We start from the raw sequence: 22060 nt of genomic DNA on the forward strand, positions 1-22060 counted from the left end.
CCGCCAACGGGAATGGCGACACGCTTACCCGATGTCCTGCATGCGCGCCCGTGATGGGCGTGGGCGCGCGTCAGGTTTATGGTGCGCTGGCTCAGGCGAGCCGGCGCTTGCGGCGGCGCGCATAGGCAAGACCGATGAGGCCGAGGCCCATCATGCCCAGCATGCCGGGTTCGGGAACGTCGGTGCCGCCCGACGAGCCGCCGGACGTGCCGCCCGAAGTGGTGGTCGTGCCACCCGAGGTCGTGGTGGTGGTGCCGCCCGAAGTGGTCGTGGTCCCTCCCGAGGTGGTGGTGGTGCCACCGGAGGTCGTCGAGGTGCTGCCACCGCACATGGTCGAGCCACCCGAGTGACCGCAATCGCAGTAGTGCGAGTGGGTGCCGCCCGAGGATGTCGGCCACCAGAAGAAGGTGGCGTGCGCAGGGGTGGCGAAGGCGACCGAAAGTGCAGTGGAAATAGCGAGAGTATTGAGAGTCTTGCGAAGCATCTTGACGTATCCCCTGTAAATTTGAGATGTGCCTCAATGTTCGCAATTGCTGTGCCAATTGCAGTTTTCAGCCAAAGTTAGTGGTTAATATAACTAACTCAATTACCCAACTGTAAGCTAACTCGACAGAAATCAGGCTTGCTGGCGCAGGGCAATCTCGCTCATGAAGCGTGGATCGTTTCCTTCGGCAAGCCAACCTGCCTCGGCGGCAATCGCCCCGAGCATGTCGGCGAGCGGGTTGATCTCGACCTTGGCATAGTTGCCCAGTACATACCCGGTCACCCGGTCCTTGTGGCCGGGATGTCCGATGCCCAGGCGCACGCGGCGGTAGTCGGGCCCCAGATGCTGGCCGATGGAGCGCAGGCCGTTGTGCCCGGCATGGCCGCCACCCTGCTTCACCTTGACCTTGAACGGGGCAAGGTCGAGCTCGTCATGGAAGACGGTAAGGGCGTCGGGGGTGAGCTTGTAGAAGCGCATCGCCTCTCCCACCGAGCGGCCGCTCTCGTTCATGAAGGTGGCAGGCTTCAGCAGCAGGATTTTGTCGATCCCTAGCCGACCTTCCTGGAGCCAGCCCTGAAATTTCTTCTGGACAGGGCCGAACCGGTGTACGTCGGCAATCGTGTCGAGGGCCATGAAGCCCACGTTGTGCCGCTGCATTGCATATTGCGGTCCCGGGTTGCCAAGGCCCACCCACAGTTGCGTCGCCATTACCTGTCCTTTCGGTCTGTCCTGGGCGCGCGCTTAGTGGCGCGCAAGCGTCCAAAAGAAAAGGCCCTTTCCGCGCACCGGTGGCCGGGGCGGAAAGGGCCTGAACTTGTCGTGAGGCGATTACTCGGCGGTTTCGCCTTCGCCTTCGCTCTTGGTCGTGTCGCCTTCTTCGCTCTTGAGAGCCGAGGGCGCCGCGATCGTCGCGATGGTGAAGTCGCGGTCCGTGATCGCCTGCTCGACACCAGCGGGCAGCGTCACGTGGCTGGCGTGGATCGATTCACCGACGTCGAAGCCGGTGACGTCGATCAGGATCTCGTCGGGGATCTTGTCCGCGAGGCAGACCAGCTCAAGCTCGTGGCGAACGATGTTGAGAACGCCGCCACGCTTCAGACCCGGCGACAGCTCTTCGTTGGCGAACGCGACGGGCACGTTGACATGCACGGTGGCGTTCTTCGAGAGACGCAGGAAGTCGGCGTGAAGCGGGAAGTCCGTGACGGGGTCAAGGGCAACGTCCTTGGGGAGCGTGCGCACCTTCTTGCCGTTGATCTCGACCTCGACGATCGAGTTGAAGAAGTGACCGGTGCCGAGCTGACGGATCAGCTCTTTTTCCTCGACGTGGATGGCAATCGGATCTTCCTTGTTGCCATAGATCACGGCGGGAGTACGGCCTTCGCGACGCAGGGCGCGGGAGGCTCCCTTGCCTGCCCGATCGCGCGTCTCGGCCGGCAGGGTAAGCGTATCGCTCATGGTACGTGCCTTTCGAAAACTGGATAAAATATCAGCGCAAGACCGACCATCGACCCTACGCGTCTGCCACGCCTCCAGGGATGACCATGGCAGAAGGCTGGGCCCTTATGCGCAACGGCGGGGAAAGGCAAGTGCTATTGCAGGCGCTTGACGGTGAACCCTGCGTGCTCGAGTTGGGCAACGAGTCCGTCTGGGCCGACCATGTGCGCAGCTCCCACGGCGACGAACGGGCGTCGGCCTTCGCGCACGGCATCGGCGATCTTGCCGGTCCACACCGCGTTGCGGGTTGTAAAGAGCGCCTCGCGCAGTTCCGGATCAGCGAGTAGTCCCCGGCGCGTCTCGGCTTCAAGCGCCGTGATGTCGCCCGTGCGCCAGCCTTTGAGAAGGTCGGCGCCATCCGGGGAGGCGGCTTCATGAGCAACGGCGCCCAGAAGGTCGCGCTGCTCGCGTTCGGGAAGGGCGTCGAATATCCCAAGCTGCGCCTCGGCCCCCTCCAGTTCAAGGACGGGGCGCCCGCCCGCCGCCTCCAGCACTGCGCGATCGACGCCATTTGCGGCATCGCTGCTGTCTTCGGAGTTGCGCGCCAGCGTTAGCGCCGCCGCCCAGGTCTCGACCTTGCGAAACTGCCCGTCGGCATAGCCGGCCTTGTCCATGAGCGCCTTCAGTGCCTCCCGGTCATCGGTTGAGGCGCGGGTGCTCAGCGGAGGTTCGTTCTCGCCTCGCGCAAGGCGCGCGAAGGTGGCTGCAACAGCGGCATCGTCCCGCAGGTTGCCAACTTCGACCATGATCGCACCGGCCTTAGTTAGCGCTCCGTCGATTGTGTCGCTGCGCCAATCAAGTGGTGCGGGCGCGCTGTGGATCGTACCGAACAGCCAGCCCTCCTGGCCGGCTTGATCGTGCACGGCCCACAAGGCCGGGGTTGCGGGAAGGGGGGCGGGTCCGCAGGCGGCAAGCGCCAGCCCGAACAGCCAGGGGGCAAGAAGTCCGCGAAGCATGCGCATCTGGAGCCGCCTTACTGAATGCGCTCGGCCGTAATGCCTTCATGGGCCAAAATTTCCTGCACGCTGTCCTTGCCCGCCAGATGTCCGGCGCCGACCGCGACGAAGACTTCGCCCGGCGTTTCAAGGCGCTCTTCCAGCCAAACGGTCCAGTTGCGGTTGCGCGTGGTGAGGAGCGCTTCGCGGATGGCCGGGTCGCTTTCCTGTTCGTTCAGGATATCGGCGAGCTTCTGCGCCTCTCCGGCCTTCCAGGCACCGACCATCTCGGTAATGTCGGCCTCCATGGTGGGCAGGCCCTCGATGACTTCAGCAAGGTAGGTTTCCTGGGTCTCGGGCGAGAGGTTCTCGAATTGGCCAAGCTGGTACTCGGGCGTTTCGAGCGCCTGGTGGTTCATGCCGCGCGCCTTGGCAATCTCGGAGATCTGCGTGTCGATACCATGCGCGAGGTCATAGCCTGCGATCTGGAGCGGGAGCAGCGAGAGCATCAATGCGGCGAACCAGTTGTCGGTACGGTCAAATGCGCCAACGGGAAAGCCGAGCTTGCGAAGCGTCGCTTCGTAGCTCGCGCGGTGCTCGCTCGAGAGCGTGTCGCGCAGGTTCTTCCCGTCCTCGCGCTGGCTGAGGCGCATCATGATGGCCTGCGTCTTTGCCTGTGCGTCCATGGGAACCTCGGTGACGAGCGTATCCGACGCGGCAAGGGCATGTGCAACTGCACCGCTGTTCCAATTCACCGCTTCGGGCAGGACATGGATCGTGCCGAACAGCCAGATCGTAGTGTCCTCGTCCGCGACCTTCCAGAGCGCCGGACGCACCGGTCGCACCTCCGTCTCGGCGGGGAGGGGGGCTGGCTCTTCCGCGCGGATCGGGGCGGGCAGGGCGAGCGCGCAAAGGGCAAGGCTGGCGGGGAGCGAAAGAAGACGTGTACGCATGGTGGCCTCATGAATAGGGAGCCGCAGCGTGCGCGGGTAGGGTGAAAATCGGATAATCGTACGAAAGAAGGCCGCATTTGGTGTGGTCGCCTCCTAGGAGCGGGGCCGTCCGATCGTGTCGGTACGACAAGGATACTACGGCAGGTTGTTTCCCAAATCCCGCACTTGGGTAGGAAATGGGCGCAGCGCAGTTGATTTGCCAAGCTCCATCCGCCAAAGGCGGGCCGTCACATTCGACACGAAAAGAACAAGACGGATTACCCATGCCGACGCCTGCGAAAGAGCCGCTCAGCTTTCAGGACATGATCCTCACGCTTCACAATTACTGGAGCAAGCAGGGCTGCCTGATCCTTCAGCCTTACGACATGCGCGTGGGGGCGGGTACGTTCCATCCGGCAACGACGCTGCGCTCGCTGGGGCCCGAACCCTGGAAGGCGGCTTACGTGCAGCCCTCGCGCCGTCCGACCGATGGCCGTTATGGAGAGAACCCCAACCGTCTCCAGCACTACTACCAGTACCAGGTGGTCCTGAAGCCGAACCCGGAAAACCTTCAGGAACTCTATCTGGCAAGTCTGGCCGAGATCGGCATCGACCCGCTCGCTCACGACATCCGCTTCGTCGAGGACGACTGGGAAAGCCCGACGCTCGGCGCCTGGGGACTGGGTTGGGAAGTCTGGTGCGATGGCATGGAAGTCACGCAGTTCACTTACTTCCAGCAAGTCGGCGGATTTGACTGCAAGCCGGTGACGGGCGAGCTGACCTATGGTCTGGAGCGCCTCGCGATGTACATCCAGGGTGTTGACTGGGTCTATGACCTCAAGTTCAACAACGAAGGCGTGACCTACGGCGACGTCTTCCTCCAGAATGAAAAGCAGCAGTCGAAGTACAACTTCGAGATCGCCGACACCGATGCCTTGTTCGCAGGCTTCAAGGCCGCCGAGGCGGAAAGCCAGCGCTGCATCGAGGCGAAGATCCCGCTCGCCGCCTACGATCAGGCGATCGAGGCCAGCCATCTGTTCAACCTGCTGCAGGCGCGCGGCGTGATCTCGGTGCAGGAGCGCGCCAGCTACATCGGCCGCGTGCGCGATCTCGCCAAAGGGGCCTGCGCGTCGCACATCGGCGTGAATGCGGAACGCTGGGAAAAGGATTTCCCGGGGTGGAGTGCGTAAGATGAACGATTTTCTGCTTGAACTGCGCTCCGAGGAAATTCCCGCCCGCATGCAGGCTGGTGCACGCGCGGACCTGGAAAAGCTCTTCCGCAAGGAAATGCAGGATGCAGGCGTTTCGGTGGGCGGCATTACCGTCTACTCGACGCCGCGTCGCCTTGCCCTGATCGCGAAGGGCCTGCCGCTTCAGACCCAGGCCGTGCGCGAGGAAACCAAGGGCCCTGCCACCAGCGCGCCCGAACAGGCGCTTGCCGGGTTCCTGCGCAAGACGGGGCTGGACAAAGACCAGCTTGAAGTCCGCGACATCAAGGGCAAGGACACCTACTTCGCGGTCGTCGAAAAGCCGGGCCGCGCCGTGGCCGACGTGCTGGCCGACGCCATCCCCGCGATCATCCGCGCCTTCCCCTGGCCCAAGTCGCAGCGCTGGGGCGCCGCCTCGCTGAGCCCGGAATCCTTGCGCTGGGTGCGCCCGCTCTCGGGCATCGTCGCCATCCTGGGCGATGAACTGGTCGAATGCGCAGTCGAGGGTATCGCCTCGGGCCGCGTCACCAAGGGCCACCGTTTCCTCGCGCCGGGCGAGATCACGCTTTCGGGCGCGGACACCTACGTCGAGACGCTGCGCGCCGCCTACGTGCTTGTCGACCATGCCGAGCGTCAGGACCTCATCCGCAGCAAGGCCGCCGAAGCTGCTAGCGCCGCAGGCCTCACGCTGGTCGAGGACGAGGGCCTCGTGATCGAGAATGCAGGGCTCACCGAATGGCCGGTGCCGCTGCTGGGTCGGTTCGACGAGGACTTCCTCGAAGTGCCGCCCGAAACCATCCAGCTCACCGCGCGCGTTAATCAGAAGTATTTCGTGTGCGAGAAGGACGGCAAACTCGCCGACGCCTTCGTGTGCACCGCGAACATAGCCGCTGTTGACGGGGGCGAGGGCATCGTTGCGGGCAACCGCAAGGTGCTCGCCGCACGCCTGTCCGACGCACGCTTCTTCTGGGAGCAGGACCGCAAGACGCCGCTTTCGAAGCAGGCCGAAAAGCTGGGCCGCATCACTTTCCATGAAAAGCTGGGCACGGTTGCCGACAAAGTCGAGCGCGTGGCCAAGCTGGCGGAATGGCTGGCCGCTGAGGGTATTGTACCCAACTGCGATCCCGTGCTGGCCCGCAAGGCGGCCGAACTGTGCAAGGCCGACCTCGTTACCGAAATGGTCGGCGAGTTCCCTGAACTCCAGGGCCTGATGGGCGGCTACTACGCCCGCGCCGAAGGCCTGGGCGATGAAATCGCCGACGCCATCCGCGACCACTACAAGCCGGTTGGCGCAGGCGATGACGTGCCCACCGCTTCGGTTTCGGTGGCCGTGGCGCTGGCAGACAAGCTCGATACGCTGCACAGCTTCTTCGAAATCGACGAGAAGCCCACGGGCTCGAAGGACCCCTTCGCACTTCGCCGCTCTGCCCTGGGCGTCATTCGCCTGATCACTGACAACAACCTGCGTTTCGGGGTTGCTAAAGGTGACCTCCTCGAATTCTTCGCCGACCGTCTCAAGGTCCAGCAGAAGGAAGCGGGCGTTCGCCACGACCTGATCGACGCGGTGTTCGCGCTGGGTGGTGAAGATGATCTCGTTCGTCTGCTGGCCCGCGTCCACGCGCTCCAGGCCTTTGTCCAAACAGACGATGGCGCAAACCTGCTGGCGGGCTACAAGCGCGCCAACAACATCCTCAGGAAGGAAGGGTTTGCCGGCGATGAGCGCATCGCGCGCACGGGCGACGAGGATCCGATGGAGAACGTCGACGATCCCGATATGGCGCAGATCTACGCCCAGCGCGGAGCTCTGTCCTACACGCCCGAACCGGCCGAACAGGCGCTGATGGACGCGCTGGCCGCTGCAGCGCCGAAGGCGGAAAGCGACGTGGCGGCGGAGGACTTCGCCGGTGCGATGGCCGCGCTCGCCTCGCTGCGGGCTCCGATTGACGCATTTTTCAACGATGTAACCGTAAACGACAGCGATCCGGCGAAGCGCACGGAACGGTTGGGCCTCCTCGACCGTTTCCGCGCTGCAGTGCACAAAGTGGCTGACTTCTCCCGGATCGAAGGCTAGTATTTTTGCTCGGCCTGGAGGAGGGCCGGACGTAATTAGGAAAGCCAATACAATGACGAGGCAGGTCTACACCTTCGGCGGCGGTGTCAAACACGATGACCCCCGTGCAAAAGACAAGGTGATTACGGGAGGTAAGGGATCCAATCTTGCTGAAATGGCGGGCATTGGCCTTCCTGTTCCGCCCGGCTTTACGATCACGACTGAGGAATGCGTAAAGTATCTTGCCGAGGGTGGTGACTTTTCGGACGCGCTGCGCGCTGACGTCGCCGAAGCGCTGACCCACATCGAGAAGACCGTGGGCAAGAGCTTTGGCGATGCGGCCGACCCGCTTCTCGTCTCGGTTCGTTCGGGTGCGCGCGTTTCGATGCCGGGCATGATGGACACGGTTCTCAACCTGGGGCTCAACGACGAGACGGTCGAGGGCCTTGCCAAGGTTTCGGGCGATGACCGCTTTGCCTGGGATTCCTATCGCCGCTTCATCCAGATGTACTCGGACGTTGTCTTGGGCCTTGACCACGGCCGCTTCGAAGAAGCGCTCGAAATCGTTAAGGAAGACAACGGCTTCATGAACGACGTCGAGCTGTCGGCCGACGACTGGCGAGGCATTGTCACGCAGTACAAGGCGATTGTCTCTGAGGAACAGGGCAAGCCGTTCCCGCAGGACGTACATGAACAGCTCTGGGGCGCGATCCGAGCCGTCTTCGACAGCTGGGATTCCGACCGCGCGAAGGTCTATCGCCGTCTCAACGACATTCCGGGTGACTGGGGTACGGCCGTCAACGTGCAGGCCATGGTCTTTGGCAACATGGGCGAGACCTCGGCCACCGGCGTTGCCTTCACGCGCGACCCCGCGACCGGCGAGAAGGTCTATTACGGCGAATACCTCGTCAACGCGCAGGGTGAGGACGTCGTCGCCGGTATCCGCACGCCGCAGTACCTGACCAAGGCCGCCCGCGAAGCCTCGGGCGCCACCGCGCCTTCCATGGAAGAAGCGATGCCCAAGGCCTATGGCGAACTCGCCGCCGTGTTCGAGTTGCTTGAGAGGCACTACGCGGACATGCAGGACATCGAGTTCACCGTCCAGCAGGGCAAGCTGTGGATGCTACAGACTCGTTCGGGCAAACGCACCGCCAAGGCCGCGCTCAAGATGGCAGTCGAAATGGTGGGCGAGGGACTCATCGACGAGGCCACCGCGATCAAGCGTGTCGACCCGATGGCGCTCGACCAGTTGCTGCACCCCACGCTCGATCCCGAAGCACCGCGCGACATTCTCGCCAAGGGCCTGCCGGCCTCGCCCGGCGCGGCCTCGGGCCAGATCGTGCTCGATGCCGATACGGCCGAAAAGCGCAACGAATTGGGCGAAGCGGTAATCCTGGTGCGCGTGGAAACTTCGCCGGAAGACATCCACGGCATGCACGCGGCGAAGGGTATCCTGACCGCGCGCGGCGGCATGACCAGCCACGCGGCTGTCGTGGCACGCGGCATGGGCCGCCCCTGCGTCTCGGGCGCCTCAAGCGTCTCCATCGATATGAAGACCCGCACCCTGCGCATTGGCCATCGTGAGCTCAAGGAAGGCGATGTCCTCACGCTGGACGGTGCGACGGGCGAGATCATGGCGGGTGAAGTGCCCACCATCGAGCCTGAACTCGCGGGTGACTTCGGAACGCTCATGGAGTGGGCTGACAAGCACCGCCGCATGAAAGTGCGCGCGAACGCGGAGACGCCGACCGACTGCAAGATGGCCCGTCAGTTCGGAGCCGAAGGCGTCGGCCTGTGCCGCACCGAGCACATGTTCTTCGATGCAGGCCGCATCTCGGCCGTGCGCCAGATGATCCTGGCCGAAGACGCAGCTGGTCGCCGCGCCGCGCTGGAAAAGCTTCTTCCTGAACAGCGCGCCGACTTCCACGCGATTTTCGATGTGATGGCCGGCCTCCCGGTTACCATCCGCCTGCTCGATCCGCCGCTGCATGAGTTTCTGCCCCAGGGCGAGACCGAGTTCGCCGAACTGTCAGAAGCCATCGGTATCGGGGTTGACACGCTTCAGCGCCGTGCGGGCGAACTGCACGAGCTGAACCCGATGCTGGGCCACCGCGGCTGCCGTCTGGGTATCACGTTCCCGGAAATCTACGAGATGCAGGCGCGCGCGATCTTCGAGGCAGCCTGCGACGTGGCGGAGGCTTCGGGCGATGCGCCCGTGCCCGAAGTGATGATCCCGCTGGTGGCGACCAAGAAGGAATTGGCGATCCTCAAGAAGCTCGTTGACGAGACCGCTGCGGCCGTGTTCGCCGAAAAGGGCCGCACGCTCGAATACATCGTGGGCACCATGATCGAGCTACCGCGCGCGGCTCTGATGGCGGGCGACATCGCGCAGGAAGCACGCTTTTTCTCGTTTGGCACCAACGATCTCACGCAGACGACACTGGGCGTCAGCCGCGATGATGCGGGTCGCTTTCTCAGCCCCTATGTCGAGAAGGGCATCTACCCGCGCGATCCGTTCGTGAGCCTCGATGTCGAGGGCGTTGGCCAGCTGGTCGAGCTGGGTGCCGAGCGTGGCCGCACGACCCGCCCGGACCTGAAGCTGGGCATCTGCGGTGAGCACGGCGGCGATCCGGCATCTATCGCGTTCTGCGAGAAGGTCGGCCTCGACTACGTCAGCGCCTCACCCTACCGCGTGCCCATCGCGCGTCTGGCTGCGGCTCAGGCTGCGCTGGGTTGAGCAGGAAAAGGGCGGCGTCGAGGCGCTCTCGACGCCGCCTCTCGATTACTTTCGCCAGCCCGAAAGGGTAAGGATCTCGAAAGTTTCCACGGTTCGGCCGTCTTCACCCCGCGCGGTGAAGGCGGCCGAAGCGCGTTTACGGGTGGCCTTGCCGAGGATCGGGCCTGGATCGCTCAGCACGTTCGAGGCGCCTTGGGCACGCAGGTCCGTCACCAGGCCCTCCAGGCTACGGAAGGCGACCCTGAGCGGGCGCTGGTCGATCACCGGATCGGCAAAGAGCGTGCGCTGGAGCAATTCGCCGCCCGCGCGCACGTCGACCATCGGGTGGAGTCGGGGCGCAGGGCGCTCACCGTCGGCTTCCAGCATGGCTTCGCGCAGGTTCTGCAGGCTGCCGAGCGACAGGAAGCTGGCGATCATCAGGCCGCCTTGCACGAGCGCGCGGCGGATGTGGATGAGGGCGCCGGGAAGATCGTTGACGGTGTCGAGCGTGCCCAGGCTCACGATCAGGTCGAATTCGCCGAAGGGATAGGGCTGCTCCTCGTCGAAACCGTCGGCCGGATCGATCTCGGTGACCTCGCGGCCTACCGCGCGCATCACGCGGCCCAGTTCTCCGGTGTAGTCGCCCACGATGAGCACTGTCCGGGGCTCGAAGCGCAGAAAGCCGAGTCGCTCGAGGACATCCTCGATCATGTCCTCGATGAGGTAGCGCGCCGCGTTTGGGCGCTCCTGCAGGTGGCGCAAGCGCTGACGCAGGGCCGTTCGGCGGCTGCGCGAAAAGATGCGGGGCGGGGTGCGGGGAGGTGTGCTGGCCATGACCGCTCCCTGCCGCGTTGGTTAAAAGGTTGCAACCGCTTGTGCGGCAAGGCCGCGTGCCTAGGCTGCATCCATGCGCATCCGCGAGGCCTTCACTCCGCTTATAGACCTCGTGTTTCCGCCGCGATGCCCCTTGTGTGGGGACATGATCGCGACGCAGACGGGTCTCTGCGCGGATTGCTGGAGCCAGCTGGCACTCCCGGGAACGCCGGCCTGCGCAAGCTGTGGGCGTCCTTTCGCGCATCAGGTCGCGGAAGGAAGTTTCTGTGCACCGTGTCTGAAAAACCCTCCACGGCACGACGGGATCGCTTCGGCAACACTCTATAATGCGGCCTCGCGCAAGCTGGTTCTGGCGCTCAAGCATGGTAACCGCATCGGGCTGGCACCGTTGCTTGCGCAATTGATGCTGGCACGGCTGCCCTTTCTCGATGAGCATTGGCTTGTGGTTCCGGTGCCACTGCACCGCTGGCGCCTGTGGCAAAGGGGCTACAATCAGTCCGCTGAGCTTGCGAAGGGGCTCGCCCGACCACGCGGGGCACGGCTCCTGCCCGAGGGGCTCGTACGTACGAAGTCGACGCCCTCGCTGGGCGGGCTTGGGGCAGTTGCCCGCAAGCGTGCGCTCTCTGGCGCAATTCGTGTAAATCCTCGGATGATGGCGAGATTCCAAGGTGCGCGGGTGGTGCTGGTCGACGATGTGATGACCAGCGGTGCCACAACGGATGCGTGCGTGTCGGCGCTCAAGAAGGCGGGCGCGAAGACGGTGGTCATCGCGTGTTTTGCGCGCGTCCTCAACGAAGCGCTTAGTGCCACATGAATGTCATCCAGGTGGTGCACTAGGCACGTGTCAGGAAGCTTTACGCGGTCTGGCCAATGGTCGGAAGTTTTTGGGACAGAATCGAAAACGCCCGGAATGACTGGCATTCCGGGCGTCCTCGTGACGAAACTATGCGGACCCTGCGAATCGAAGCAACTTCCCCTAAGTCGCTTGGTCCGTCCCTCAAGGCGGCAGGTCCTTTGTTCGTGAAGCCTGCCGCAAATTCTCCCTGAACCGTGGCGCTTGTCATTCAGCACCCTATGGGTCAGAAGCAGCCCCCCAGCTGCAACACCTTTTTCCGTCACTGGGCGGCAATTGGAAAGCGGTTTCCGGGAATAGGAACGATTTTGGGTCGCAGCTGTTGTTATACTGCAACAATCGAAACCCGCGGCCTCGTGTTAGAGGAACTTTTGGAAAATGGCAGACGGTTGCAATGCCGATCGGGAACAGGGCACCGCGTTCCTTCCCAAGTTTGACGCGCAGGGCCTCTTGATTGCAATCGCGGTCGACGCGCAGACCAAGGATATCCTGATGGTCGCCTACATGGACGAGGAAGCACTCGCCAAGACGCGTGAGACCCGCCTTGCCCATTTCCATTCCCGTTCACGGGGCAAGCTCTGGCTTAAGGGAGAAACCTCGGGGCACTTCCTCCGTGTCCAGGACATCCAGGTCGATTGCGATCAGGATGCGCTCACCCTGGTGGTAAAACCCGAAGGCCCGGCCTGCCACACCGGCGCGCGCCGCTGTTTCTACCGCCGCCTTGAGGGCGACGAACTGGTTCACTTCGCCGACTGAGCGCAGCCGGAAAAAGTTGGAGCGCCCTCACGCCGCTGAGGGCGTTTCCAGAACTTCGTCGAAGAAGCTGCGCATGGCCGCCCAGGATTGGCGATCCGCGCTGGGGTCATAGCCAATGGCCTCGCTGCCGCGTGCATCGCTTCCGGGATCGGTGAAGCCATGGCACACGCGGCTGTAGGCATGGAAATGCCAGTCCGCGCCGCCGTGGTCCATTTCCTCCCAGAACGAGAGGACCTGGTCACGCGGCACCATCGGATCGCCATCGCCATGGCAGATGAGCAGGCGAGTTGCGATGCTGTCGTGATGGGCCGGACTGTCGGTCGAGAGAAGGCCGTGGAAACTTACAGCGGCGCGCAGGGGGTGGCGATCGCGAGCCGCCTCGAGAACTGCCTGTCCGCCCATGCAATATCCCGCGGCCAATAGCGGCAAATTCTCCGCTTCTGGGAGGTCGCGCAGCGCGGCGATGGCTGCGGCAATACGCCCCCGGTAATGTTTCACGTTCGTGCACAAGGCCTCGGCCAACCCGCGAGCAGCTTCGAAGTCGGTGACCGGTTCGCCGTAGAAGTCCGCTACGAAAACCAGAAAGCCCAGTTCCGCGTACATCGCCGCGCGGCGCTCGATGGCCGGGGTAATGTTCATGATCGTCGGGTACAGCACAAGGGCGGCGCGCGCAGCGCCGACCGGACAGGCGATCCATCCAGTCAGCTCTGTGCCCGCGTGATGGTAGCTGTGCGCGCTGAGGTCGCTCATTCGGGCAGGAAGTCGGGCACTGAGAGATAGCGCTCGCCAGTGTCATAGTTGAAGCCCATCACGCGGCTGCCAGCAGGCAGATCGGCCAGCTTGTACTTGATTGCAGCAAGCGTCGCGCCCGAACTGATGCCCACCAGCATGCCTTCCCTGGTCGCGCATTCGCGCGCCATGGCCTTGGCTTCGGCGCCGTCGATCTTGATTGCGCCGTCGATGGCTTTGGTGTGCAGATTGGAGGGGATGAAGCCTGCCCCTATACCCTGGATCGGATGCGGGCCTGGCTGACCACCTGAGATGACAGGGGAGAGTTCGGGTTCGACAGCATAGGCCTTCATTTCGGGCCAGGTTGCCTTCAGAGCTTCGGCGCAGCCGGTGAGATGCCCGCCGGTGCCCACGCCTGTGATGAGCGCGTCGATAGGGCTGTCCGCGAAGTCGGCCAGGATTTCCTGTGCGGTCGTGCGCGCGTGGATCGCCGGGTTCGCGGCGTTGTCGAATTGCTGGGGCATCCAGGCGCCGGGTGTCTCGGCCACAATTGCGCTGGCGCGCTCGATCGCCCCCTTCATACCCTTCTCGCGCGGGGTCAGGTCGAAGCTGGCGCCATAGGCAAGCATCAGGCGGCGGCGCTCGATCGACATCGATTCGGGCATGACGAGGATCAGCTTGTAGCCCTTGACGGCGGCCACCATGGCAAGGCCGATACCGGTATTGCCCGAAGTCGGCTCGACGATGGTGCCGCCAGGCTTCAGACTCCCGTCGGCCTCGGCCGCCTCGATCATGGCAAGCGCAATGCGGTCCTTGATCGAACCGCCCGGATTGGTGCGCTCCGACTTCACCCATACTTCATGGTCGGGGAACAGCCGCGCGAGGCGGATGTGCGGGGTGTTGCCGATTGTATCGAGAACGCTGTTGGCCTTCATGGCTCCGGGTCCCTCTTAGTAATGTTGTTCAAATGTCCGCGCGCGCCGGATCTCGGGAAACAGCACGGCCCAGACGGCAGTAACGAATATGGCCCCGGCGCCGCCGAAAACAACGGCGCCTGTTGCACCCAGCAGCGCCGCGGCCACGCCTGACTGCATTTCGCCCAGTTCGTTGGAGGCTGAAATGGCAAGGCCGGAAATCGCCGAGACGCGCCCGCGCTTGTCATCGGGCGTGCGCAGTTGGACCAAGGAGCCACGGATGAACACAGACACCATGTCGGCTGCACCCAGAAGAGCCAGGAACACTAGCGACAGCATGAAGTTGCGTGAAAGCCCGAAAGCCAGCGTCGCGACGCCATAGGCCGCAACCGACCAGAGCATCTTCGAGCCCACCTCCTTCGAGAGTGGTCGGAAGGAGAGGATCACGCCGACGATGGCGGCACCGGCTGCGGTTGCCGCACGCATCTCACCAAGGCCTTGCGGCCCGACCTGGAGAATGTCGCGCGCAAAGACCGGGAGGAGCGCGGTGGCTCCGCCCAAGAGCACGGCGAAGAGATCCAGCGAGATGCAGCCGAAGAGAAAGCGTTCGTTCCAGATGAAATGAAAGCCGTCGATGATCTGGCGTACCGGGTGGGCCTTGCGTGCGTCGGCGTGGAGTGGAGGCATGTTCCGAATCGAGAGGATCGCGACGGCGGCGACGACCTCGGCGACGGCTGAGACAGTATAGGGGAGGGGCCTGTCCCAGGCAAAGAGGTAGCCCGCCACGGCCGGGCCGAAGATGACCCCGATCTGCATGGCCATCGAATTGAGCGCAATGGCCTTGGGAATCATGGCCGCAGGCACAATGTTGGGGGCAATTGCTCCCATGGCGGGTCGCACGAAGACGCGCACGGTACCGTGAAGCACGCCAAAAGCATAGAGCACGGGCAGGTTGCGCAGCTCCATGGCGGTAGTAACGGCAAGGCCGATGGCGACGAGGCAGTCGAGGAAAGCGGCCGATCCGGCGAGCTTGCGGCGGTCCATGCGGTCGGCAAGCACGCCGGCGACCGGCGTGAGCAGGAATATCGGAATGAACTGGGCTAGCCCCAGGAGGCCGAGCTGGAAGGAGGCTTGCGCAATCGACATTCCATAATCGGCGCGGGCCACGTCATAGAGTTGGTAGCCTATGATGACGACCATGCCGGTCGAGGCGAGCACCGCACAGAAGCGGGCGAGCCAGAACCGGCGGTAGTCTGCGATCTGCAGTGGAGATGTTGGTGCGGCGGAGGGGCTTTTCGTAGTCACGGGACGCTGCATGGCAGTGAGGCCGGGAGTTGCCAAGCCATGCAGCGTTTTATCATCAGTAGGTGATCTTTGCCGTGATGCGGACGTCGCGCCCGGAAATGGGCATGAAGTCGCTGGTGTAGGAAGCCGAACGGCGTCCGATGACGTCGAACAGGTTGTTGGCTGCTAGCATCAGCGTGACCGGGCCCCGCTCACCCATGGGGTGCCAGTCGGCGCGTAGGTTGACGAGGGTGAAGTCGTCGGTCGTGTTTTCGTAAGTCCCGACACGGTCCTGCTTGGCGTTCCATTCCACTTCGCCGCGAAGGTGCAGGTCGCCGAAGGTCAGGTCGCTGCCACCGCGCAGGCGCAGCGGCGGAATGCGCGGTGCCGGGCCGATGTCGTCGAGGCTCGCGTGGGTGTAGTCCGAGGTGGCATCGATGCTCCACTGGCCATCGCTCCACTGCGCAGCCTGGAAACTGGCCTGGGCTTCGAACCCCTTGAACAGGGCCGCGGCCTCGGCGTACTGGTAGATCGGCTGGCCGTCTTCCTCGCCGCCGGTCGCGACCGAGGCGATGTAGTTGTCGAAGTCGGTGATGTAGCCGGTCAGCGAAAGCTCCAAGCGCGGGCTGGAGTACCGGATAAAGGCTTCGCCGCCATTGCTGCGTTCGGTGCCGAGCCTGCGGTCACCCAGCTCGTAGGCCTGCGTCGCGACGTGGATGCCATCGCTCAGCAGTTCCTCGGGCGAGGGCGCGCGCTCACCGTGGATCAAGTTGGCGCCCAGGGTCAGGCCCGTGCCCGACTTCCAGCTCATGCCCGCAGCGCCGGACCACAGGTGGAACTGCTTGTCGAAGTCCATCGAGCGCGAGGAGACGTGCGAGCTCTCGTAGCGGCCCGAACCATCAATGGTGAAGCCCGAACCCAGCGCAAGCGACTGCAACGTGAAGAGGCCGAAGCGCTCGATTTGGTAATCCGGCACGACCGCCTCGGGGCCGTTCACGTTCATCTTGCGCCAGAAGTACTGCGCGCCGCTGCGTCCGCGCCAGCCACCCCGCTCGGCCTGGACGAGGTCGGTACGGGTCTCGATGGCCTGGCTGTCGAAGATCGTGCCGGTTTCGGTGCCTTCGTACTCGGTGTGAGTGTAGTCGGAGTAGCCGCCCCGCAGCTGGAGGCTCTGGAACAGACCTCCCAGGATCAGTTCGCCGCGCAGGTCAAAGCGGTTCTGGACGAGGTCGATGGTGACCGGCTCTTCGCCGTGGTGGTGGCCGTCCTCCTCATGATCATGATCGTCATGGCCGTGATCATCGTGGTCGTCATCGCCGTGCGGGTTCTCGAAGAAGGGACGCCCCGGAATGCCGTAGCGTGAATCGTAGCGCTGGTAGGAAATGCCCAGGCTCCCGCCCGCATCGATGAAGGCGAGACCCGCGCCGATTGTGTAGCTGCGCGCGGCCGTGTTGGGAGCGCGGCCCCGACGGGCTACATCGGCAAGGAGTTCGTTCGCCTCGTCGGTCTCGCCTTCCTCGGCGAGGTGTTCGGCCGCATGCTCCATCTCGTGGCGCAGGGTCGGCGAATAGAGATTCCCGCCGATGCGTAGGTCATCGCTCTTGCGCCAGGAGCCGTCGATATGGGCCACGAAGCGCTCGCCCAGCGGTATGTCGATCTTGCCGCTGAGCAGGCGCTCGTCAGCCGCGGTGCCGTAGCTGCCCATGCCAGTGGCAGTGATGCGCTCGGGCACCTGGCGCGGAATGCGGGTGTCGATCGCGTTGACCGCACCGCCAATGGCGTTGCCGCCGTAGAGCAGGACCGAGGGGCCGTGGAACACGTCGATGTGATCGATGGTGAGTGCGTCGAACACCACTGCGTGGTCGACCGAGACGTTGGAGGCATCGAGCGAGCCAAGACCATCGGTCATCACGCGGATGCGATCACCGCTGAAGCCGCGCAGGATCGGGCGCGAGGCGCCGGGCGCAAAGCTGGTCGAGGCCACACCCGGGAGGCCATCGAGAATGTCACCGATCTGCGCACGGTCGGCCGCGACAAGTTCATCTCCGCCAATGCTGGCCGTGGCGGCGAGCAGGCCGAAATCCGTCGGAGGATGTCCGACGACGAGAATTTCCTTCGGGGTCTCTTCGTGAACCTTGCCGTGGGGCGTGGTGGCCCCAGTGCCGGCACCTGCCTGTGCCGGTTCGTCCGGGGTTTCGGCAAGGGCGATCTGGGGGAGGACGCAAGCGAGGGCAAGAAGGGAGGCGGACATCGCGCGGGGCGCGAATGCGAATCGGAACGGGTACGTGCTCATGCCGTTCCGCTACTTGTGATGTTATACTGTAACAAGGGCCTGCGGACCGCAGAAACAATTTGTTACAATTTCCGCGTATCAAGCCCTAAGCGGTTGAGGGCAGGCGCCACAGGGCTGCCTTCTCAGCGACGCGGACGCAGGCGCGGGTTGGGCTGCAGTTCATCCACGAGCTTGAGGAAATCGTCGATGCGGATGATACGCTCGAACTGGAAACCGGCACGCCCCTCGTGGGCCCAGATCTGGTGTGCTTCGATCCGTCCGATCACAGGGAGGCGCATCACCAGACGTTCCCCGCGCTCAAGACCGAGGTCCCCTTGGGCCATGAACCCCTGTGCAGAGATATTGACGATGTGCAGGTGCACGTCACCCATCTGGCGATGCTCGGCAATCACCTTGTAGTCAACCGGGTGGCGCGCAGCGCGCCGCTTGTCGGTTACAGTGAGCTGTGCTCCTGCGCTCATGGCTTGCCTGCCTTTACTTGTGGGGACCAGTAACGCACTATTGGCTTCAAATGGCAAATAATGCGTTAAGACTGGCAAGCGTGGCGGCGGAAATTTGCCGTTAGTCGCGTTAGATAGCCTTCAGGATGCCGTGCTTCTTTTTCCCTACGCTGAGCTTGATCGACGCTCCGGCGGGAACCTCGATGAGGAAGCCGGGATCATCCATCACCACATCGTCGAGGCGCACCGCACCTTCGACGACCTTGCGCTTGGCCTCGCCGTTGGAGCCGGTGAAGCCCAGCGCCGTGCACGCTGCGTTAAGGCGGACGCCGTCCGTACCGACTTCCAGGGTCGGCAGATCTTCGCCCAGGCCGCCGCCGGCGAAAGTCTGTGCCGCCGTCTCTTCAGCAGCCTTGGCCGCGTCTTCGCCGCGGCACAGCTTGGTGGCTTCATTGGCGAGGATCACCTTGGCCTCGTTGATTGCACCGCCCTCGAGCGCTTCGAGGCGGGTGATCTCGTTCAGCGGAAGGTCAGTGAACAGGCGCAGAAACTTACCGACGTCGCGGTCATCACAATTGCGCCAGAACTGCCAGTAATCGTAGGCGGGAAGCATGTCCTCGTTGAGCCATACCGCGCCCGAAACCGACTTGCCCATCTTCGTGCCGTCGGCCTTGGTGATGAGCGGGGTGGTCAGGCCAAACACGTCGGTGCCGTCCATCCGGCGTGAGAGTTCGACGCCGTTGACGATGTTGCCCCACTGGTCGGAGCCGCCCATCTGGAGGCGCACGCCCATGTCCTGCGAGAGGTGACGGAAGTCATAGCCCTGCAGGATCATGTAGTTGAATTCGAGGAAGGTCATCGGCTGCTCGCGCTCGAGGCGCAGCTTGACCGAATCGAAGCTCAGCATGCGGTTGACGGTGAAGTGCGTGCCGACCTTCTGCAGCATTTCGATGTACCCGAGCTGGCCGAGCCAGTCGTGGTTGTTGACCATGATCGCATCGGTCGGACCATCGCCGAAGGTCAGGAAGCGCTCGAATGCGGTGCGGATCGAGGTGATGTTGCTCTCGATCTTGTCGTCCGAGAGCATCTTGCGCACTTCGTCCTTGCCGGTCGGATCGCCGATGCGGGTGGTGCCGCCGCCCATCAGTACGACCGGCTTGTGCCCGGCCTGCTGCAGACGGCGCAGCAGCATGATCGAGACGAGGTTGCCGACGTGGAGCGAGGAGGCGGTGGCATCGAAGCCCACATAACCCGGCACGACCTCCTTGGCAGCGAGGGCATCGAGGCTCTCGGCGTCGGTCATCTGATGGATGTAGCCGCGCTCGTCGAGCAGGCGAAGGAGGTCCGATTTGTACTGGGTCATGATGGGAGAGCGCTTAGCCACAGCTTGCGCGTGAGGCAAGAGCGTGGCGGGCTGGCGCTGGCGCTGGCGCTACCATGCCGTCTCGACCTGGCCTGCAGCCCGGTTTAGGACGGCTCGTCCAACAAGGAGCGCCAAACCCATGCGACCGCACACATTTACGCTGGCCTGCCACCCCGCCACGCCCGCGCGAGGGATCGAGGCCGTGACCGGACGGCTGACACCCGAAGCCGATTGGGTCCGGCTGCGCTGGCGTATCGATGGTGCTCAGGATCTGGTGGTCCCGCCATTCGCGGGCAAGGGGCGGGCAGACAACCTGTGGCAGACGACCTGCTTCGAGCTCTTCGTCGCTGATCCGGCTGGGCAGGCTTACGCAGAGTTCAATCTTTCGCCTTCCGAGCGCTGGGCAGCCTATGATTTCAGTGCGCGCCGCGAGGGTATGACCGAGCGGGCGACGCCGCGCGAGCCGGTGTGCACGATGCGTGTGGGTGAGACGATGGCGATCTTCGATGCGGCTATTCCCCGCGCCGCATTGCCGGCGATGCCTTGGCGCTGCGGAATAAGTGCCGTGATCGAAGAGGAGGGAGGCCACCACAGCTACTGGGCGCTGACCCACGCCGGTGGAGTGCCCGATTTCCATGATCCGGCTTGCTTCACGCAGGCAGTTGCGGCACCGCAAGCGACATGAAATTCGGTATTGATCGTCTCCTCGCAGACCCCGAACTGCGCGAGCCCCTCGAGGGCAAGCGCGTGGCCCTCGTTGCACATCCCGCATCGCTCACGGCCGATCTTGTCCATTCGCTCGACGCGCTGATCGCGGCCGGGATCAACGTGACCTCGGCCTTCGGGCCTCAGCACGGTCTGAAGGGCGACAAGCAAGACAATATGGTGGAGAGTGCGGACGAGCGCGATCCCGTCTACGGCATCCCTGTTTTCAGCCTCTACGGCGAGGTTCGTCGTCCCAGCGCGGCAATGATGGATACGGCCGATGTGTTCCTGTTCGACCTCCAGGATCTGGGCTGCCGCATCTACACCTTCTGCACGACGCTCCTGTACTTGCTGGAAGCCGCTGCGGCGCAGGGCAAGTCGGTCTGGGTGCTCGACCGCCCCAACCCCGCGGGACGCCCGATCGAGGGGACCAGGCTGATCCCGGGACAGGAGAGCTTTGTGGGCGCTGGTCCCATGCCGATGCGCCATGGCCTTACGCTGGGTGAGATGGGCTTTTGGTTCAAGCGCCACTATCGCATTGATGTCGACTACAAGGTTGTTGCGATGGAGGATTGGCGTCCCTCGCAGGGGCCTGGGTACGGGTGGCCCGAGGATCGCATCTGGATCAACCCCAGCCCCAATGCCGCCAGCGTCAACATGGCGCGCGCCTACGCAGGTACGGTAATGATTGAGGGCGCGACGGTCTCGGAAGGACGCGGCACTACCCGTCCGCTCGAGGTGCTGTTCGGCGCGCCAGATCTCGATGCCAAGGCGATTCTGGCTGAGATGGAGCGCCTCGCGCCGCACTGGCTGGAAGGGTGCGCGCTACGCGAATGCTGGTTCGAGCCGACCTTCCACAAGCACCAGGGCACCTTGTGCAGTGCGCTGATGGTCCATGCCGAAGGCACCTTGTACGACCATGGGGCGTTTAAGCCCTGGCGGCTCCAGGCGCTGGCCTTCAAGGCCATCCGTAATATCTATCCCGACTATCCGCTCTGGCGCGATTTTCCCTACGAGTATGAGTTTGATCGGCTCGCAATCGACGTTATCAACGGCGGTCCGGCCCTGCGCGAGTGGGTCGATGATCCGGCCGCAGTGCCGGGCGATCTCGAGGCGCTCGCATCCTTTGACGAAAAGGCCTGGCACGCCGAGGTGGCAGACCTCCTGCTCTATCGGGACTAGACGGGATCAGCCCAGCCCCGATAGGGCTGGGCGATCAGGTGGCGGCGGGCGCGGCTACCTGGCCCAGGACACTCGGGTCGCCGAGCATGTACGAGGTCATCGAAAGCGCGCCATCGATGCTGTTGTTGAACACCCCGACCTCGTCCTCGGGCAGCCTTGCGCCGACCGCGTAGAGCAGCGGAAGGTAATGCTCCCCTGAGTTTATCGCATTTGCCGCGGCATGGTCATCGCGGGTGAACTGTGTCAGCGCGCCATGGTCGTTCGCGATCACGGCTGCGTTGATGCGTTGCTGGAAAGCCACCGCCCAGTCGGGCTTCGTGCCATGCGTTGCGTGGTATAGGCGCAAGTTGTGGACGACATTGCCACTGCCCACGATCATCACGCCTTCGCGTCGCTGGGGGGCAAGGCGGCGCGCCAGTTGCAGATGCTGCTCGGGTGAGAGCGAGTGGTTCACACTCATTGCAAGGACGGGAATGTCGGCCGCGGGAAAGAGTGGGCGCAGGACACCCCAGACGCCATGGTCGAAGCCCCAGTTGGCGTCGCTGCGAAGGGGGATGTCGCCGGCAAGTTCAAGTACTTTGTCATGGAGCTCGGTCGCCAGTGGGGCCGGGTACTGCATATCGTACAGTTCCTGAGGAAAGCCATGGAAGTAATTGATTGTAAGCGGAAAATCTCCTTCCGAAATACGGGTTGTTCCTTGGCTCTCCCAGTGCGCCGTGATCGTCAGGATGGCCTTGGGGCGTTCGAGCAAGGGGCCCAGGGCTTCGAGGAAACGACGTTCCGGGTTCTCGGTGATCATGGTCATGGGTGAACCGTGACCGATGAAGAAGGCAGGCTGTGTGAGTGTCATGGCGCCAAGATGGGCCCATGCGCGGCCGCGATCAATCT

General features: G+C 63.7%; 20 protein-coding genes. 7 read left to right on the forward strand and 13 right to left on the reverse strand.

The genetic code is table 11. The annotated features are described in order from the left end of the window. Window positions 1–91: 91 nt before the first annotated feature. The 5 genes from FMM79_RS22120 to FMM79_RS05865 all read right to left on the reverse strand — a co-directional run bounded on the left by FMM79_RS22120 (window position 92) and on the right by FMM79_RS05865 (window position 3866). Window positions 92–484, reverse strand: a complete 393-nt coding sequence (locus FMM79_RS22120; protein WP_148626582.1) for a PEP-CTERM sorting domain-containing protein — start codon at window positions 482–484, stop codon at window positions 92–94. 132 nt (window positions 485–616) lie between these two features. Beyond that, complete coding sequence (gene pth / locus FMM79_RS05850) at window positions 617–1192, reverse strand: aminoacyl-tRNA hydrolase (RefSeq protein ID WP_148626583.1); 576 nt, start codon at window positions 1190–1192, stop codon at window positions 617–619. A 120-nt stretch (window positions 1193–1312) separates the two neighbouring features. Next, on the reverse strand, window positions 1313–1939 hold the full coding sequence (locus tag FMM79_RS05855; protein WP_148626584.1) for a 50S ribosomal protein L25/general stress protein Ctc: 627 nt from the start codon (window positions 1937–1939) through the stop codon (window positions 1313–1315). Between the two features lie 134 nt (window positions 1940–2073). Next, the gene (locus FMM79_RS05860; protein ID WP_240339011.1) at window positions 2074–2940 is read right to left on the reverse strand and encodes a TraB/GumN family protein; all 867 of its coding nucleotides are present in this window, start codon (window positions 2938–2940) and stop codon (window positions 2074–2076) included. 11 nt (window positions 2941–2951) lie between these two features. After that, window positions 2952–3866 (reverse strand): TraB/GumN family protein, encoded by a 915-nt coding sequence (locus FMM79_RS05865; RefSeq protein WP_148626585.1) that lies wholly within the window; start codon window positions 3864–3866, stop codon window positions 2952–2954. A gap of 263 nt (window positions 3867–4129) precedes the next feature. On the opposite strand from FMM79_RS05865, the gene FMM79_RS05870 reads away from it, so the two are divergent. The 3 genes from FMM79_RS05870 to ppdK are packed head-to-tail and all read left to right on the forward strand — an operon-like array spanning window position 4130 to window position 9840. Next, the gene (locus FMM79_RS05870) at window positions 4130–5035 is read left to right on the forward strand and encodes a glycine--tRNA ligase subunit alpha (RefSeq protein WP_148626586.1); all 906 of its coding nucleotides are present in this window, start codon (window positions 4130–4132) and stop codon (window positions 5033–5035) included. A gap of 1 nt (window position 5036) precedes the next feature. Beyond that, window positions 5037–7124 carry a glycine--tRNA ligase subunit beta gene (gene glyS, locus FMM79_RS05875; protein ID WP_148626587.1) on the forward strand — a complete coding sequence of 696 codons (2088 nt, stop codon included), beginning with the start codon at window positions 5037–5039 and terminating at the stop codon, window positions 7122–7124. Window positions 7125–7176: 52 nt separating this feature from the next. After that, on the forward strand, window positions 7177–9840 hold the full coding sequence (gene ppdK / locus FMM79_RS05880; RefSeq protein WP_148626588.1) for a pyruvate, phosphate dikinase: 2664 nt from the start codon (window positions 7177–7179) through the stop codon (window positions 9838–9840). A gap of 45 nt (window positions 9841–9885) precedes the next feature. Here ppdK and FMM79_RS05885 read toward each other — a convergent pair whose 3' ends face one another. After that, window positions 9886–10653 carry a class I SAM-dependent methyltransferase gene (locus tag FMM79_RS05885; protein ID WP_148626589.1) on the reverse strand — a complete coding sequence of 256 codons (768 nt, stop codon included), beginning with the start codon at window positions 10651–10653 and terminating at the stop codon, window positions 9886–9888. Between the two features lie 73 nt (window positions 10654–10726). Between FMM79_RS05885 and FMM79_RS05890 the strand changes: the two genes are divergently transcribed. Together FMM79_RS05890 and hisI are read left to right on the forward strand one after the other, a co-directional pair. After that, window positions 10727–11467, forward strand: a complete 741-nt coding sequence (locus FMM79_RS05890) for a ComF family protein (protein WP_148626590.1) — start codon at window positions 10727–10729, stop codon at window positions 11465–11467. 417 nt (window positions 11468–11884) lie between these two features. Beyond that, complete coding sequence (hisI, locus tag FMM79_RS05895) at window positions 11885–12262, forward strand: phosphoribosyl-AMP cyclohydrolase (protein WP_148626591.1); 378 nt, start codon at window positions 11885–11887, stop codon at window positions 12260–12262. 27 nt (window positions 12263–12289) lie between these two features. On the opposite strand, the gene FMM79_RS05900 is transcribed toward hisI, so the two are convergent. The 6 genes from FMM79_RS05900 to tyrS all read right to left on the reverse strand — a co-directional run bounded on the left by FMM79_RS05900 (window position 12290) and on the right by tyrS (window position 19285). Next, window positions 12290–13012, reverse strand: coding sequence for a dienelactone hydrolase family protein (locus FMM79_RS05900; RefSeq protein WP_148626592.1), 723 nt, complete (start codon window positions 13010–13012; stop codon window positions 12290–12292). Beyond that, window positions 13009–13926, reverse strand: a complete 918-nt coding sequence (gene cysK, locus FMM79_RS05905) for a cysteine synthase A (RefSeq protein ID WP_148626593.1) — start codon at window positions 13924–13926, stop codon at window positions 13009–13011. The genes FMM79_RS05900 and cysK overlap by 4 nt, the downstream gene beginning before the upstream one ends. A 15-nt stretch (window positions 13927–13941) precedes the next feature. Further along, a complete protein-coding gene (locus tag FMM79_RS05910) occupies window positions 13942–15222 on the reverse strand; it encodes an MFS transporter (RefSeq protein ID WP_148626594.1) in 1281 nt (426 codons plus the stop codon). 43 nt (window positions 15223–15265) lie between these two features. After that, window positions 15266–17482, reverse strand: a complete 2217-nt coding sequence (locus FMM79_RS05915) for a TonB-dependent receptor (protein ID WP_148626595.1) — start codon at window positions 17480–17482, stop codon at window positions 15266–15268. A 122-nt stretch (window positions 17483–17604) separates the two neighbouring features. Next, a complete protein-coding gene (locus FMM79_RS05920; RefSeq protein WP_148626596.1) occupies window positions 17605–17943 on the reverse strand; it encodes a PilZ domain-containing protein in 339 nt (112 codons plus the stop codon). 109 nt (window positions 17944–18052) lie between these two features. Continuing rightward, window positions 18053–19285, reverse strand: coding sequence for a tyrosine--tRNA ligase (gene tyrS / locus FMM79_RS05925; RefSeq protein ID WP_148626597.1), 1233 nt, complete (start codon window positions 19283–19285; stop codon window positions 18053–18055). Between the two features lie 139 nt (window positions 19286–19424). On the opposite strand from tyrS, the gene FMM79_RS05930 reads away from it, so the two are divergent. Both FMM79_RS05930 and FMM79_RS05935 read left to right on the forward strand, forming a co-directional pair. After that, window positions 19425–19970 (forward strand): DOMON-like domain-containing protein, encoded by a 546-nt coding sequence (locus FMM79_RS05930; protein WP_240339012.1) that lies wholly within the window; start codon window positions 19425–19427, stop codon window positions 19968–19970. Next, window positions 19967–21172, forward strand: a complete 1206-nt coding sequence (locus FMM79_RS05935) for an exo-beta-N-acetylmuramidase NamZ domain-containing protein (RefSeq protein ID WP_148626598.1) — start codon at window positions 19967–19969, stop codon at window positions 21170–21172. The genes FMM79_RS05930 and FMM79_RS05935 overlap by 4 nt, the downstream gene beginning before the upstream one ends. 34 nt (window positions 21173–21206) lie before the next feature. Here the strand turns inward: FMM79_RS05935 and FMM79_RS05940 are convergent, their stop codons facing one another. After that, window positions 21207–22022 carry a dioxygenase gene (locus FMM79_RS05940; RefSeq protein ID WP_148626599.1) on the reverse strand — a complete coding sequence of 272 codons (816 nt, stop codon included), beginning with the start codon at window positions 22020–22022 and terminating at the stop codon, window positions 21207–21209. Between the last annotated feature and the right edge of the window lie 38 nt (window positions 22023–22060).

It is taken from the genome of Novosphingobium sp. BW1, from assembly GCF_008107685.1.
Classification (GTDB): domain Bacteria; phylum Pseudomonadota; class Alphaproteobacteria; order Sphingomonadales; family Sphingomonadaceae; genus Novosphingobium.

Excerpts from the sequence above, each read along its gene's own strand:
- FMM79_RS22120 (WP_148626582.1), bottom strand. The coding sequence starts at position 484 with ATGCTTCGCAAGACTCTCAATACTCTCGCTATTTCCACTGCACTTTCG.
- pth (WP_148626583.1), bottom strand. The coding sequence starts at position 1,192 with ATGGCGACGCAACTGTGGGTGGGCCTTGGCAACCCGGGACCGCAATAT.
- FMM79_RS05855 (WP_148626584.1), bottom strand. The coding sequence starts at position 1,939 with ATGAGCGATACGCTTACCCTGCCGGCCGAGACGCGCGATCGGGCAGGC.
- FMM79_RS05860 (WP_240339011.1), bottom strand. The coding sequence starts at position 2,940 with ATGCGCATGCTTCGCGGACTTCTTGCCCCCTGGCTGTTCGGGCTGGCG.
- FMM79_RS05865 (WP_148626585.1), bottom strand. The coding sequence starts at position 3,866 with ATGCGTACACGTCTTCTTTCGCTCCCCGCCAGCCTTGCCCTTTGCGCG.
- FMM79_RS05870 (WP_148626586.1), top strand. The coding sequence starts at position 4,130 with ATGCCGACGCCTGCGAAAGAGCCGCTCAGCTTTCAGGACATGATCCTC.
- glyS (WP_148626587.1), top strand. The coding sequence starts at position 5,037 with ATGAACGATTTTCTGCTTGAACTGCGCTCCGAGGAAATTCCCGCCCGC.
- ppdK (WP_148626588.1), top strand. The coding sequence starts at position 7,177 with ATGACGAGGCAGGTCTACACCTTCGGCGGCGGTGTCAAACACGATGAC.
- FMM79_RS05885 (WP_148626589.1), bottom strand. The coding sequence starts at position 10,653 with ATGGCCAGCACACCTCCCCGCACCCCGCCCCGCATCTTTTCGCGCAGC.
- FMM79_RS05890 (WP_148626590.1), top strand. The coding sequence starts at position 10,727 with ATGCGCATCCGCGAGGCCTTCACTCCGCTTATAGACCTCGTGTTTCCG.
- hisI (WP_148626591.1), top strand. The coding sequence starts at position 11,885 with ATGGCAGACGGTTGCAATGCCGATCGGGAACAGGGCACCGCGTTCCTT.
- FMM79_RS05900 (WP_148626592.1), bottom strand. The coding sequence starts at position 13,012 with ATGAGCGACCTCAGCGCGCACAGCTACCATCACGCGGGCACAGAGCTG.
- cysK (WP_148626593.1), bottom strand. The coding sequence starts at position 13,926 with ATGAAGGCCAACAGCGTTCTCGATACAATCGGCAACACCCCGCACATC.
- FMM79_RS05910 (WP_148626594.1), bottom strand. The coding sequence starts at position 15,222 with ATGCAGCGTCCCGTGACTACGAAAAGCCCCTCCGCCGCACCAACATCT.
- FMM79_RS05915 (WP_148626595.1), bottom strand. The coding sequence starts at position 17,482 with ATGAGCACGTACCCGTTCCGATTCGCATTCGCGCCCCGCGCGATGTCC.
- FMM79_RS05920 (WP_148626596.1), bottom strand. The coding sequence starts at position 17,943 with ATGAGCGCAGGAGCACAGCTCACTGTAACCGACAAGCGGCGCGCTGCG.
- tyrS (WP_148626597.1), bottom strand. The coding sequence starts at position 19,285 with ATGACCCAGTACAAATCGGACCTCCTTCGCCTGCTCGACGAGCGCGGC.
- FMM79_RS05930 (WP_240339012.1), top strand. The coding sequence starts at position 19,425 with ATGCGACCGCACACATTTACGCTGGCCTGCCACCCCGCCACGCCCGCG.
- FMM79_RS05935 (WP_148626598.1), top strand. The coding sequence starts at position 19,967 with ATGAAATTCGGTATTGATCGTCTCCTCGCAGACCCCGAACTGCGCGAG.
- FMM79_RS05940 (WP_148626599.1), bottom strand. The coding sequence starts at position 22,022 with ATGACACTCACACAGCCTGCCTTCTTCATCGGTCACGGTTCACCCATG.